Below are 14,390 nucleotides of genomic sequence, written 5' to 3'. Positions count from 1 at the left end.
AATAAGGCTGTAACAGTTGTTTTGTTACAGCCTTGGATTTATTTATCAAGAGGATTATTTGATAACCAATATACCATCAGCTATCATGTTAATATTGTCTGGACTCTTTTTGGTTACTTTCCCTTCCAGGATAACCGTTTTCCCATTTAGATCAGCAGGTACTGTGAAAGCTCCTTCTTTAAATCTTACGGTTATTGCATTGTCGTCAACAAGACCTAACATCAAGTAGCATCCGCTCATTTTACAGACTTGGGTAACCTCTCCTTTTATTTTTCCAGTGAAGGTATCGGATTTAAGAAGTTTGTTTTGCAATGTTTCTGTGCTAATGGCATTATTCTGGTTAATGCTTTTACCATAGGTAACGCCTGGAGTAGAAGGTTTAACTTCCTTTTGTTGGGCTAGACCAATGGTTGTCAGTGTAAAAAGAGCAAAACTAAGGGCTAATATTTTTTTCATCATGATATTATTTACGTAAGAATTCGAATTTGCCACTAGGATCCAATTTCATAATAATGGAGGGAGTGCCCGGGCTATCTTCATTTTGCCCAAATTTAACGATATAATCTACCTTTTCCTTGATTAATTCATCAATTTGGTCAAAGGTCTGTGCGGAGGGTTGACCGCTTAAATTTGCTGATGTAGAGATGATTGGCTTTTTGAAGCGTTGGAGAAGTTGTTGGCAGAAGGGGTGGGCTACGATGCGTATACCTATGCTTCCATCTTCGGCTATCGCATTTTCTGCTAAATTTTTGGCTCCTGAATATACAATCGTAATTGGTCTATCGTATGATTCAATCAATTGATAGGCTACTTCTGGGATTTCGCGAACATAGCTCGCTAACTGATTGTCGCTGTGCAAGAGAATCAGCATGCTTTTGCTTTTGTCCCTTCCTTTTAGTGCAAATACTTTTTCTATGGCTTCAGGGTTTGTGGCATCACAGCCAATGCCCCAGATCGTATCTGTTGGGTATAAAATCAAGCCTCCGTTTTTCAGTGTTTCGAGTGCTTGATTTAAATCTTCTTTGTCGACGAATGGTCTATGCATCTGTATGTTATGGTGTCTGTTAAACGGCTACGTTATGATCACGAAGCGCATCATTTAGCGAAGTTTTCTTGTCGGTTGAATCTTTACGCTTTCCAATAATTAGTGCACAAGGTACCTGATATTCTCCTGCAGGGAATTTTTTAGTATATGTGCCGGGAATGACAACCGAACGAGCTGGTACTCGGCCTTTGTATTCGATTGGTTCTGTACCGGATACATCTATAATTTTTGTCGAGGCTGTCAATACGACATTGGCACCTAAAACAGCTTCTGACTCTACATGAACTCCTTCTACTACAATAACACGGGATCCTACAAATACGTTGTCTTCGATGATGACAGGAGCGGCTTGTATAGGTTCTAATACACCTCCAATACCTACACCACCGGAAAGGTGGACATGTTTTCCAATCTGTGCGCAAGAGCCTACAGTAGCCCAGGTATCGACCATTGTGCCTTCGCCAACATAAGCTCCTATATTCACATAAGAAGGCATCATAATCACGCCTTTGGCCAGATAAGCACCATAACGTGCCGAGGCGCCGGGTACTACACGGACGCCAAGCTCCTTATAGTTGGTCTTCAGTTTCATTTTATCGTGGTAGACGAAAGGCTTGTTGTCAATCTCTTGCATCTCACGGATAGGGAAATATAATATAACTGCTTTTTTTATCCAATCATTTACATGCCAGCGATCTCCTACGCGTTCTGCTACGCGTAGTTCGCCATTATCTAGTTTCATGATAACGGTTTGTATGGCTTCAAAATATTCTTTGAAATCTAAAAGGTGCCTTTCTTCCCAAGCTTCTTCGACTAGTTTTTGCAGATTTTGCATTTTTATATCGTGTTAGTAATGATTAATTGTCAACTACAAACTTAGAAAAATGCTTTGTATTCATCAATATGTAGTCTAAATATTAAGGGGGTAATAAGTGGAGCATCTGAGAGATACGGTTTTTAGTATTTCTTTTTTGTTCTACAAAGCGGTATTTTTGCTTTATGGCGAGTGAAAATGAAAAACTACGGATTGATAAGTATTTATGGGCAATCCGGATATTTAAGACGCGTAGTCTAGCAACAGAAGCATGTAAGGCGGGACGTGTCAAGCTGAATGGTACTAATGTGAAACCTTCCTATGTTGTGAAATTAGGCGAGACGTATTCGATTCAGAAAGGTATTGAAAGAAAAGTAATATTGGTGACAGGTCTGCTGGAAAGGAGAGGGGATGCAAAGATTGCTGCAGAAAATTACGAGGATAAGACACCGCTTGAAGAAACATATGGTTTTAAGTCAACATTTCATGCTCCTATTCTGAAAAGAGATAGAGGTACGGGAAGGCCAACAAAAAGGGACCGACGTGAAATCGATGATTTGAAGAGTAGTGAATGGTGGAAAGATGGGGAGAAAGACGGTGAATAGAAATAAAAAAGGCAGAAATTAATTTCTGCCTTTTTTATTTCTTAACGTTGTGTATCGTCTGGGTACGTGCGGTCTGTTTCACCTGTATAGACTTGTCTAGGACGTCCGATAGGTTCTTTATTGTCACGCATTTCTTTCCACTGTGCAATCCATCCCGGAAGACGGCCCAAAGCAAATAATACAGTAAACATATCTGATTTAAAACCTAATGCACGGTAGATAATACCTGAGTAAAAATCAACATTCGGATATAATTTTCTATCAATAAAGTATTGATCACTAAGCGCTGCTTTTTCTAGCCCTTTTGCGATATCTAGAACAGGGTCTTCTACACCTAGTTTTTCCAATACATCGTCACATGCTTTTTTAATGATTTTTGCACGTGGGTCAAAGTTTTTATATACACGGTGACCAAAGCCCATTAGGCGGAACGGATCATTTTTGTCTTTCGCTTTAGCAAGGTATTTCTCTACATCGCCACCATCATTTTTGATGTCTTCCAACATTTCGATTACCGCTTGATTGGCACCTCCATGGAGAGGACCCCAAAGGGCATTGATACCTGCAGAGACAGATGCATATAAGTTCGCGTTTGACGAACCTACGATACGGACTGTAGATGTTGAACAGTTTTGCTCGTGATCCGCATGAAGAATCAATAAGATACGCATTGCATCTAATACTGCTTCATCAAATATTTTGTCGCAATTAACTTCTCCAAAAATCATGTTCATGAAGTTGTCGATATAGCCTAAATCTTTTTTAGGGTATACAACAGGATGACCTAATGATTTCTTTTGAATCCAAGATACGATTGTTGGCATCTTACCTAGGAGGTTGATAATTGTTTTGTATTCTTCTTCTTCTGATTGGTTGGGATTCAGTGATTCAGGATAGAACGCTGACAACGCACCAACAAGACAAGATAATTGTCCCATAGGATGGGATTTAGATGGAAATCCAGAGAAGAACATTTTCATGTCTTCGTGTACCATCATTTGCTTCTTGATATCCGTTCTGAATTGTTCTAAAACTTCTTTAGAAGGAAGATTGCCAAAAATCAACAAATAAGCAACTTCTAAAAATGTAGACTTCTCAGCAAGGTCTTCAATTTTGTAACCTCGGTATTTTAATATTCCTTTTTCACCATCTAAAAAGGTTATTGCACTTTTGGTAGCGCCCGTATTTTTGAAACCAGGATCTAATGTAATGTATCCTGATTGATCTCTCAATTTCGAAATATCTATGGCTTTTTCATTTTCTGTTCCCGTTATAACTGGAAATTCAAACTTATTGCCATCTAAGGTAAAGGATGCTGTTTCAGACATAATCAAATTTCTATGTGTATTCACAAAAATATAAAAATGAATGACAAAACAACCCATGCTTTACATTTTAAATGACATTTGTTGGTCAAAATTACCAAGTTGTTAGATTTTGCTTTGTTGTCGGTATTCGTTTCTGCCAATATTTTATCTATTTGCACGTGTCTCGTGATCCTAAACTGTGTGTTAAAAAAAATAAAATAATTTTGATTGTTACGGTTTTTTCGTAGACTTGCGAAGTGTTAGTAATTTAATTTTATGGAACTTGAGAAATTAACGATACAGGAAGAAGAGGCTATGTTGTCCATCTGGCAATTAAAAGGTGGTTTTATAAAGGAGATTTTGGATAATCTAAAGGGAGATTCTGTGCCCTATACAACATTGGCTTCGACAATTAAGAATCTTGTTAAGAAAGGTTATGTCCGACCAGTTGCTTACGCTAATGCGAAGCGGTATGAACCACTGATCTCAGCAGAGGAGTATAAGGCTAAGTATATGAATTCATTTGTCGGAGATTATTTTCGAAGTTCTTATAAAGAGATGGTCTCTTTTTTTGTGAAGGAGGAGAAGCTTTCAGAAAATGAATTGAAGGAGATAATGGAGATGATTAAAAATGGTAAGTCCTAATCATCGGACTAATTAAGTGAAAAATTATGTAAAATAACATTATGGGAAGTGTATTGACATACGTTCTACAGGTTAACCTTTTGCTGGCTATTGTGTTTTTAGGTTATGTGCTATTGTTGAAAGGGCTAACTTTTTATAGCTTGAATAGGGTTTATCTTTTGATAGGTGGTCTGTATTCTCTAGTTTATCCATTTTTAGATATTGCCAGTTGGTTTCGCGGTAGTGAGGTCTTATCAGTAGGTATTATGTGGGATTATGTGGAGTACTATCTTCCGGATCAGGTCGTAGAGGTATTTTCTGCAGGTCACCTGTTGTTGGTGGTTTTGGGCATTGGAGCAGTCGTGCTATTGTTCAAGTTGAGCATACAGTTGCTGAGCCTTATGCGGATACATCGGTATTCAAAGCCATCGCGATGGAAGGATTACTTTTTTCGAAATGTGATGTTTCCCATTGTTCCATTTTCATTTTTCAATAAAATATATGTGCATCAGGAGCAACATGATAATCCCGAATTACAGGATATTTTCAAGCACGAGGATATTCATGTGAAAGGCCTTCACACGGTGGATATTCTTTTGTTTGAATTGCTTTTGATAGGATGTTGGTATAATCCTTTTATGTGGCTTATGCGCAGAGCTGTACGTCAGAATCTAGAATTCCTGACCGATCAACAGGTGCTGGATAAAGGTGTGGATCGACAGACCTATCAATATTCTTTGCTAACGGTAACCAAGCAAGGAATTGCCGTAGGAGTTGGCAATCAGTTTAATTTTAAAACTTTAAAAAGGCGTATTATGATGATGAACAAAAGACGCTCGTCGAAGATGGAACTCAGTAAGTATGCCTTCCTGTTGCCTGTCGTAATCCTGGCAGGCGCTAGTTTTACGGTCAGTAAAGCCGAAGGTAAAATAGAGGAATTGGTCGAACGGATTAAAGAGATTCCGGTTGATGCGGTGTTGCCAATTGTAAGTAAGGAAACGACAGTAGCTCCGGCTATAGGTTTGGAAGTGAGCCCGGATGCGGTACCTTTTCGTGTAGGGACAGAAGATACAACAAAGAGGATGGCTAACATTCTGATTCGGGGTGAAAGTGCTGCTAATTGTTTGTATATCTTGGATGGGAAAATATTGCCGAGTAATTTCGACTTAAACACTATTGACCCCAATACTATAGAAAGCATTTCGGTGTTTAAGGATAAAGATGCCATTTCAAAGTATGGAGATAGGGCAAAAAATGGTGTAATTGAAATAACTAGTAAGACTGATAGGAGGGCTGAGGGATTGAAAGGGGAGGTGCTGGGACTAAGACTAGGAACTGCTGCTACATCTACAACTATAAATGGAAAAGCTTTGTTACGTAACCTCGCTGGAAATAGTGGTGCTAGTCCGTTAATTTTGGTGGATGGGGTAGTGATGAAGGATGGTTTTGATCTAAATAGGTTGAATACTGATGATATTGAAAGCATGTCGGTGCTTAAGGATAAGTCAGCAGAGTCTTTATATGGAGAGCGGGCAAAAAATGGAGTGATTTTAATTGCAGCAAAAAAAGGTTCCGTTACTCAGCACTTATATGGTAAAGTATTGGCTCCTGGCATCGGGGATTCTACCAAGAGGGGATTGGGAAATATTATTATTCGTGGGGTCAAACCTCGTGATGGTAGCAGTGGCAAGCCTTTATTTGTTGTGGACGGTAAGGTTATGGGTGAGTATTACGATGCTAGTTCTTTAAATCCCGAAGCTATTCACAGTATTACTGTACTGAAGGATGCTTCTGCTGAGACGCTTTATGGCGACCGTGGGCGAAACGGGGTGATTGTTGTAACGACTAAGTCATCTACGCATAGTGTTAGTCCTTCGAAGGGAGATACCACTTTGTTTGTAAAGGGAGCTAAAGGTAATTCTGGTAGTTTCGTTGTGGGCAAGGGAGCTTCGACAACTTTAAATAAAGGGAGGGCGTTTAATCTTCCTGCAATTGGATTATTTGTAGTTGACGGGGAGGCTCAGAAACCTAGTTTTGACATCAATACTATTCCAATAGAGAGTATCGAGTCTTTAACCTTCCTAAAAGAGGAGGAGGCACAGGCAGTCTATGGAGAACTAGGAAAAGATGGTGTAATGAAAGTGGTTACCAAAAAAGGTAACAAATAAAAGTTGTTTACTAAATAGCAAAAAAAGGCCTGTGCATACAGGCCTTTTTTTGCTATTTAGTATTTAGGTTGGTCATTGTCAATTCGATGCCGATATTGACAAAGCTGTGTATCATTTTGACTGCATGCTCGATCAAAGCAGGTAGTTCTTTTTGTTCGTCTTTGTCAAAGGGGCCTAGTACATAGTCTACCTGTCGTCCTTTGGGGTAATTGTCACCGATTCCAAAGCGTAATCGTGGATAGGTCTGGCCCCCACATAGGGCTTCTATGGATTTAAGTCCATTATGTCCAGCGGCAGAACCCTTTGGTTTGATTCGTAGTGAACCAAAAGGAATGGCAAGATCGTCTACGATTACCATTACATTTTGGATTGGAACCTTTAGCTGTTGCATCCAATAGTTGACCGCCTTACCACTCAAGTTCATATAAGTAGTGGGTTTTATAATATATACATTATGCCCCCGCTGTTTGAATTCACTATAATAGGCATGTTTTAGCGTTGACCAAGTAGATCCTGCCTGGTTTGCTAATTCGTCCGCTACCATAAAACCTATATTGTGCCGTGTATCGGCATATTCTTTACCAATATTCCCTAGACCAACGATTAAAAAATTCATGATGCAAAAGTAAGCATAGTATTTAGCATTTGGTATTGGTGTTTTAAAAAGAAAAAAGCACTGGGATTTCCAGTGCTTTTGTTTAATTATTTAATACGTTACTACGTATTAATTATTTTTTCTTGCCTCCTTGAGCTGCTTTTGCTGCTTCTTGCTCTGCTTGACGTAAAGCACGAGACATGATTACTGAAACGATTGTATCGTCAGAGTTGTTTAATACTTTAGCATTCTCTAACTCTACTTGACGTACACGGAAAGATTTACCAACTTCCAAAGATTCCATAGGAACAGTGATTTCCTGAGGAAGGTTGTTAGGTAATGCTTTAACGCGTAGTTTACGTAATTTTTGAACTAATTTACCCCCCATTTTAACACCTGGAGAAGTTCCTGTCAATTTGATTGGAATGTTTACAGATACTTCTTTGTCGTCGAATAACTCTAAAAAGTCAACGTGAGTAACTTGGTCAGTCAATGGGTGGAATTGTGCTTCTTGAACGATAGCTCTTACTTTTTTGCCTTCGATGTTTAATTCAACGAAAATTACATCTGCAGTGTAAAGAACTGGTTTCAAATCAGCTGCGGATACAGAAAGGTGAGTTTGTTCTTGACCACCATAAAGAACTGCAGGAACCTGTCCTTCGTAACGCAATCCTTTTGCATCTCTTTTCCCTACGTTCTTTCTAAAAGAACCGCTAATAGCAATTGATTTCATGTTTTTTTAATATTAAAATTTGAGGTGCAAAAATAACTAAAGAATTGGGAATTAGCAAGAGTTGTTTTGTTTTTGTGGGATAAGGAATAGAAGCTTTTTTTAATTCATTAAAAATTTTATCTATTTATATTTGAGTTGTCTAAAAAAAACAATTAACTTTAAAGCTTGGGAACCTAAAATAATCATAATAAACATGGAAAAACAACATACTTCAAGACGTGATTTTATCAAGAAGTCATTGATTGGAGCTGCGGCATTCACTATTGTGCCACGGTTTGTACTGGGTAAGGGATATCTTGCCCCAAGTGATCATTTGACCAAAGGGGTGATTGGCGTCGGATCTATGGGACGTGGACATTTCAAATATGCTGGTACAAAGACGGTCGCTATTTGTGATGTCGATACAAGACACCTTGCTTTGGCTCAAAATGCGCTAGGGGGAGGAATTAAAGAACATCATGATTTTCGCGATTTGATAGCGAATCCTGAAGTGGATATCGTACACATTGCTACTCCGCCTCATTGGCATGGGTTAATGGCCCTTGAAGCAGCTCGATCGGGTAAAGATATCTGGTGTGAAAAGCCTATGACAAGGACAATTGGTGAGGGAAAGAAGGTTAAGGAGGCTGTTGCGCAACATGGAAACATTTTTAGGTTAAATACGTGGTTCCGCTTTGATGCTAATTTTTACGGTATGAACGTGCCCGTTAAAAAAATTAAGAAAGTTGTCGATACAGGTATGTTGGGATGGCCATTGAAAGTGACTATTAGTAAGCATACGGGATTTGATTGGAAGTTTTATTGGGTAGGTAAAGAAAATTTACCTGTCGAGCAGGCTCCGAAAGAATTGGATTATGATATGTGGTTGGGACCAGCGCCATATAAACCGTATAGTACACATCGTGTGCACACGACCTTCCGTGGATATTGGGATTATGACGGTGGTGGACTGGGTGATATGGGACAACATTATTTAGACCCTGTTCAATATTTTCTAGGTAAAGACGGAGAAAGCCCTGTTAAAGTTGAGGTCGATGCTCCACAGCAGCATTCGGATGCCGTCGGTATATGGCGCAAAATCACTTATACCTATGCAGATGGTTGTCAGATTATACTTGATGGAGAAGGTACTGAGGTAGGAAAGGCATATATTGAAGGGCCTAAAGGTAAACTGTATAGAGGCTTTGTTTCTGATATTCCTGATTTGGAACGTAAACTAGCGCAATATCCGGACCCGGCACCACAGATGACCGATTTTGTAGAGGCGGTACGTACGAGACAGAAATTTGCACTGAATGAGGATAATGGATATTATTCGTGTACACTCGTTAATCTTGGATTAGCGGCATTGCGCTTGAATAGAACGTTACATTTTGATTCAGCTAAGCAAGAGTTTGTAAATGATGAAGCTGCTAACCGTTTGATCAATCAACCTATGAGAGGTCCTTGGACTTTCTAACCTGAAATAGAGACATGAAAAAGATTTTTAATACAATATCTATATTGTTGTTGTTGCAGACGGCATCCTATGCACAACAGCCTGCTAACCGGACAACTGCTACAAAGATTGCGGATGTGTTGGCTCAGCAACCTGCTGCAGAACAAACTAAGTTCTTGGCTGCGATGAAAGAACTGGAGGGATTCACTGCCGAAGATGTTGCCGCATTGTTGAAAGGATTAAAACCGCAAGGAGGTAATAATGCCTCTATCGAGTATGCGACCAATTCCTATGCCTTTTATGTAATGCAGCCTGGTAAAGATGCATTGCGTGAGAAATATGCGAAAGGGCTATTGAATGCATTAGATAATTTGACTGATCAAAATAATAAAGCTTTTGTCTTCGAATTGTTGAAGTTCTGTGCAAAGAATGAGTCTGTCAATCAGATTGCAACCTATCTAAATGACGGTTATTTTGCAGAGAAAGCAGCCCGTGTCCTGAGCGCTATACATACTCCTGAAGCTGCAGCGGCTCTTAATAAGGCATTGGCTGGAAATGTGACGGAGCAAACAGCTACAGCGATGATAGGCGCGCTGGGCGAGTTGCAGTCCAAAGATGCGGAGGAGCGTGTAATTGCCTTGATTGGACAATACCAATCTGAAAACTTTCAACGTAATGCGCTGACAACTTTGAGTAAAATCGGAGGAGAGAAGTCTTATGATACGTTTTATGGGAAAGCAAAGTCAGCAAATTATGCGTTTGATAAGTCGAATGTCGCTGCGTTGACATTGGAGTATGCGAATGTTTTGGCAAAGAATGGTAAAAAGGATCTTGCTTATAAGTTGTCGTCAACTGTTTTTACAGAGGCCTCTGATCCCAAAGCGATAGGTGCGCGTGTGGCTGCGCTGGAACTGATGAGCCGTATCGACCCAGCGAAGCAGAAAAAGAGTTTGCTGAAGCTGTCGACTGATAATAATGCTATTTTACGTAATGTAGCACTGGGTTTGTTGAGTGGTGATGCTACGGCTTCGGATATCAAGAAAATTGCTTCCTCATTGACTAAGCTTTCTCCGGAGGCACAAGAGAGTGTTTTGAACTTTTTGGCAAAGAAAGATGCGACTGCGACGGTCCCCGTAATTGAAAAGAGTTTGAAAGGGGTGAAAGATCCAGAAGCGCGTATTGCTGCTTATAACACCTTGTCTGCATTGACTAAAGGGACGAATACCGCTTTCGTTATCAAACAATTTGCTGCTGGAAGTGATGCTGAGGTCGAGACCTTAAAGACTCTTTTGCTGACAGCAAAAGGTAATCAGACAGTTGCTGAAATAAATAAGGCGCTTCCTGCTGCGGATGATAAGACTAAGGTCGCGCTGTTGGATGTGTTATCCAAACGTTCGGATCAAAATTCTTCAAAAGAAGTGTTTGCTCTGATTGAGAGCGGGAGTCCTGCTGTACGTGCTGCTGCTTATAAGGCATTACCAAATGTAGTCAATGATGAAGATTTTGAATCTGTGGTTAAGGTGCTGGGGACAGCTCAGGGTGCGGAACTTAAATCGGCACAAGAGGCTGCTATTATTGCGCTACGAAACAACAAAGATAAAGCTGCTATAATCCAGCGGCTGTCGGCAAATATTTCGAGATCACAAGCACCTTCTGCTGCGCGATTATTTCCTGTGTTTGCAGGAGAGGGGGGCGCAGAGTCTCTTAAGACAGTTAGCGGTTACTTAGGAACTGATAATCCGTTAAAAGCTGATGCGGTGCAAGCATTGGCAACTTGGTCCAATACGTCTTCTTTAGATGGGCTTACAACATTACTACGTACTGAAAAGGATCCGGTATTGTTTAAGAGTATTTTTACGGGCTTCATTAAGCAATTAAATGCTAGTCAGGTTAAAAATGAACAGAAAACTCTTTTATTAAGGGATGCTTTTGACTACGCACAGACAAAAGAACAAAAAAGTGCTGCGCTTTCTGGATTGAAAGCTACAGGTACGTATTCTGCGTTGGTTTTTGCAAGCAAATATCTTAATGATGCTGATTTGAAGGGGATCGCTACAGATGTGGTGATGAACATCATTATGGATAATAAAGAGTTTGTAGGGACGGATGTCCGTAATTGGTTACAGACGGCTGAAGGTAATCTATCGGGAAGCGAAAGTTCTTATCTGAAAGAGGCTATTGTACGCCATCTGACAGAGATGCCGGCTAAAGAAGGTTATGTGGCGCTTTTTAACGGTAAAGACCTGACTGGATGGAAGGGATTGGTCGAAAATCCGATCAAGCGTGCTAAGATGACTCCCAAAGAGTTAGAACAAAAGCAAGTGGAGGCTGATAAGAAAATGCGTGAGAGCTGGTCTGCGATCAATGGTGATCTTGTCTTTGCTGGACATGGAGATAATATTGCTACGATAAAGCAATATGGAGATTTCGAAATGTTACTTGATTGGAAGTTGGATAAGAATGGTAAAGAGCCTGATGCGGGTGTTTATTTAAGAGGTACACCTCAGGTGCAAATATGGGATATCTCAAGAACCAATGTAGGTGCAGAAGTCGGTTCGGGAGGTCTTTATAATAATAAGTCGAATTCAAAACCTTTGAAGGTAGCCGACAATCCGCTGGGAGAATGGAATAATTTTAAGATTCGCATGGTGGGGGATAATGTTTGGGTATGGCTTAATGGAGAGCTGGTGGTGGATAATGTTCCATTGGAGAACTATTGGGACAGAAACCAGTCTATATTCCCAACGGAGCAAATCGAATTGCAGGCACATGGCTCCAGAGTATGGTATAGAGATGTGTATTTAAAAGAGTTGCCGCGGAAAGTGGTTTATTCTTTGAATGCTCAAGAGAAAGCTGAAGGCTTTGAAATGCTTTTTGATGGTACTAATCTTGATAAATGGACGTCTTCTCCAGCTTATGAAATCAATGAGGAGGGTGTTTTACGATCCAATCCTTACGCGAAATTTGGAAAGAACATTTATACGAAAGAGGAATATGGCGATTTTGTATATAGATTTGAGTTTAAATTGACAGCGGGTGCAAACAATGGCGTAGGGGTGCGGGCTCCTTTGGAAGGAGATGCGGCTTACTTGGGCCATGAGATCCAGATCCTTGATGATAATGCGGAGGTTTACAGTAAATTGAAACCATATCAATATCATGGTTCCGTATATGGTATCATCGCTGCGAAAAGAGGTTCTTTAAAGCCTTTAGGTGAGTGGAACGAGGAGGAAATCCGTATACAGGGTAGCAAGATCAAAGTCACTGTCAATGGACAGGTTATAGTTGATGGCGATATAAAAAAGGCATCAAAAGACGGTCCTGCAGATGGTAAGCAACATCCTGGATTGGGTGTTACAAAAGGACATATTGCGTTCTTGGGACATGGTACAGAAGTCTTTTTCAGAAATATCCGTGTAAAGCGTCTTTAAGCCTAGCAGAGATATAGAGCGATATTCAAGGTGGAGCCGTTCCGAGTTTGGGACGGCTCTCTTGTTTAAATGTAATGTCGTAGGTGTTTTTACGTGTTTGAACAGGTGTTTTTTCAGGAATCGATATTGTGGTATGTTTTTTGTGAAAGTAGGTTAAAAGCCTGTTAACACACTAACTATATATGAAAAGAGGCCATCCGCTTTTTAGCAGATGGCCTTCTTGTATTCTGTAATATGCTATTTAATTTTAATCTACAGCAAATAATTCAGCGATAGAGGCATGCTCATTTACACTTTTAATTGCTTTCGCAAATAGGTCAGCAGTAGATAATACTTTTATTTTAGAACAAGCTTTTGATCTTTCCGGATCTAACTGAATCGTGTCCGTTACGATCATTTCTGTTAATACCGAGTTTTCAATGGTCTCGTAAGCCTTGCCTGATAATACGGCATGTGTACATACTGCTCTCACAGAATTTGCCCCGTTTTCCATGATTAATGCGGCAGCCTTAGATAATGTACCAGCGGTGTCACATATATCATCCATCAATACGACGTCTTGACCTGTAACATCACCAATAATAGACATTGACTCAATTTCATTGGCACGTTTACGACGTTTATCACAGATGATTACTTCGGCATTAAAAAACTTAGCAAAGGTACGCGCGCGGTACGAACCACCCATGTCTGGAGAAGCTATAGTCAGATTCGGAAGATTTAAGGACTTGATGTAGGGTACGAAAATCACGGATCCATCTAAATGGTCTACAGGGATGTCAAAAAAACCTTGGATCTGTGCGGCATGTAGATCCATCGTCATGATGCGATGCGCTCCTGCTGCAGTGATAAGGTTTGCAATCATCTTAGCCCCAATAGCAACACGGGGTTTGTCCTTGCGGTCTTGACGAGCATAACCAAAGTAAGGAACGACAGCGGTGATGTAGTGCGCTGAGGCTCTTTTTGCAGCATCAATCATTAACAGTAATTCAAAAAGATTGTCTGTTGGTTGATTGGTAGATTGGATCAGAAATAAGTCAGCGCCGCGGACTGATTCGTTGTAGAAGGGCTGAATCTCTCCATCACTGAATTTGGCGAGTGTCTTGTCTCCTAGTGGTTTACCGAAGGATGTAGAAATTTTTTCTGCAAGTTCTTGTGTGCCAGAACCAGCAAATAATTTAACCGTGTTAAATTGCAAAGGCATGGTTTAAATATATTTGTATCTAAAATGTTTTGGCAAAGGTATAGAATTGATAGCGAAATAAAAAGCCAAACATAGTGCTTCTATTTGTGTTGCAATGGGAGTGGTATAAAACAAAAAAGAGAGTTACATTTGTAACTCTCTTTTGTTGTCCGACCTGGATTCGAACCAAGACAAACAGTACCAAAAACTGTCGTACTACCCTTATACTATCGGACAATCATCCTTTTTATCAAACATTTTGTGTCGTTGTTTCCGTGTTTGATGATGCAAATATACAGCTGTTTTCTATAACTGCAAAACTTTTTTGCTTTAATTTTGATTTGCGCTGATTCTCAGGTCAATATTTTTTGATGTCGGGAAAGCGGTTTCGAAAATCTTCCAGTTTGAAGGATTAAACTCTGTTAAAATATCAATTTGTTGTTCTTT

At 39.9% G+C, this 14,390-nt stretch carries 12 protein-coding genes; 5 read left to right on the top strand and 7 right to left on the bottom strand.

Annotation, left to right across the window (positions count from 1 at the left end):
• Positions 1-54 precede the first annotated feature (54 nt).
• The 3 genes from CLV99_RS16445 to CLV99_RS16435 are packed head-to-tail and all read right to left on the bottom strand — an operon-like array spanning position 55 to position 1,880.
• Positions 55-459, bottom strand: coding sequence for a DUF4920 domain-containing protein (locus tag CLV99_RS16445; RefSeq protein ID WP_133585614.1), 405 nt, complete (start codon positions 457-459; stop codon positions 55-57).
• Positions 460-463: 4 nt separating this feature from the next.
• A complete protein-coding gene (locus CLV99_RS16440; protein ID WP_133585613.1) occupies positions 464-1,045 on the bottom strand; it encodes an L-threonylcarbamoyladenylate synthase in 582 nt (193 codons plus the stop codon).
• Positions 1,046-1,064: 19 nt separating this feature from the next.
• On the bottom strand, positions 1,065-1,880 hold the full coding sequence (locus CLV99_RS16435; RefSeq protein WP_211348557.1) for a 2,3,4,5-tetrahydropyridine-2,6-dicarboxylate N-succinyltransferase: 816 nt from the start codon (positions 1,878-1,880) through the stop codon (positions 1,065-1,067).
• Between the two features lie 164 nt (positions 1,881-2,044).
• Between CLV99_RS16435 and CLV99_RS16430 the strand changes: the two genes are divergently transcribed.
• On the top strand, positions 2,045-2,464 hold the full coding sequence (locus CLV99_RS16430; RefSeq protein WP_133585611.1) for an RNA-binding S4 domain-containing protein: 420 nt from the start codon (positions 2,045-2,047) through the stop codon (positions 2,462-2,464).
• A 41-nt stretch (positions 2,465-2,505) separates the two neighbouring features.
• On the opposite strand, the gene CLV99_RS16425 is transcribed toward CLV99_RS16430, so the two are convergent.
• Positions 2,506-3,792 carry a citrate synthase gene (locus CLV99_RS16425; RefSeq protein ID WP_133585610.1) on the bottom strand — a complete coding sequence of 429 codons (1,287 nt, stop codon included), beginning with the start codon at positions 3,790-3,792 and terminating at the stop codon, positions 2,506-2,508.
• A 255-nt stretch (positions 3,793-4,047) separates the two neighbouring features.
• On the opposite strand from CLV99_RS16425, the gene CLV99_RS16420 reads away from it, so the two are divergent.
• Together CLV99_RS16420 and CLV99_RS16415 are read left to right on the top strand one after the other, a co-directional pair.
• The gene (locus tag CLV99_RS16420; protein ID WP_133585609.1) at positions 4,048-4,416 is read left to right on the top strand and encodes a BlaI/MecI/CopY family transcriptional regulator; all 369 of its coding nucleotides are present in this window, start codon (positions 4,048-4,050) and stop codon (positions 4,414-4,416) included.
• A 41-nt stretch (positions 4,417-4,457) separates the two neighbouring features.
• Positions 4,458-6,563 (top strand): M56 family metallopeptidase, encoded by a 2,106-nt coding sequence (locus CLV99_RS16415; protein ID WP_133585608.1) that lies wholly within the window; start codon positions 4,458-4,460, stop codon positions 6,561-6,563.
• Positions 6,564-6,615: 52 nt separating this feature from the next.
• Here CLV99_RS16415 and pth read toward each other — a convergent pair whose 3' ends face one another.
• Positions 6,616-7,179 (bottom strand): aminoacyl-tRNA hydrolase, encoded by a 564-nt coding sequence (gene pth / locus CLV99_RS16410; protein ID WP_133585607.1) that lies wholly within the window; start codon positions 7,177-7,179, stop codon positions 6,616-6,618.
• 112 nt (positions 7,180-7,291) lie between these two features.
• Positions 7,292-7,891 carry a 50S ribosomal protein L25/general stress protein Ctc gene (locus CLV99_RS16405; protein WP_133585606.1) on the bottom strand — a complete coding sequence of 200 codons (600 nt, stop codon included), beginning with the start codon at positions 7,889-7,891 and terminating at the stop codon, positions 7,292-7,294.
• Between the two features lie 193 nt (positions 7,892-8,084).
• Here CLV99_RS16405 and CLV99_RS16400 point away from each other — a divergent pair, with 193 nt between their 5' ends.
• Positions 8,085-9,350 carry a Gfo/Idh/MocA family oxidoreductase gene (locus CLV99_RS16400; RefSeq protein ID WP_133585605.1) on the top strand — a complete coding sequence of 422 codons (1,266 nt, stop codon included), beginning with the start codon at positions 8,085-8,087 and terminating at the stop codon, positions 9,348-9,350.
• Between the two features lie 14 nt (positions 9,351-9,364).
• Positions 9,365-12,760 carry a DUF1080 domain-containing protein gene (locus tag CLV99_RS16395; RefSeq protein WP_133585604.1) on the top strand — a complete coding sequence of 1,132 codons (3,396 nt, stop codon included), beginning with the start codon at positions 9,365-9,367 and terminating at the stop codon, positions 12,758-12,760.
• A gap of 247 nt (positions 12,761-13,007) precedes the next feature.
• Here the strand turns inward: CLV99_RS16395 and CLV99_RS16390 are convergent, their stop codons facing one another.
• Positions 13,008-13,964 carry a ribose-phosphate pyrophosphokinase gene (locus CLV99_RS16390; RefSeq protein WP_133585603.1) on the bottom strand — a complete coding sequence of 319 codons (957 nt, stop codon included), beginning with the start codon at positions 13,962-13,964 and terminating at the stop codon, positions 13,008-13,010.
• Between the last annotated feature and the right edge of the window lie 426 nt (positions 13,965-14,390).

Origin of the sequence: Sphingobacterium yanglingense (assembly GCF_004363245.1) — a bacterium.
In the GTDB taxonomy this organism is placed as follows: Bacteria; Bacteroidota; Bacteroidia; order Sphingobacteriales; family Sphingobacteriaceae; genus Sphingobacterium; species Sphingobacterium yanglingense.
Note: the sequence above shows the minus strand (reverse complement) of the source record. Positions and strands in the feature narration are given on the sequence as shown.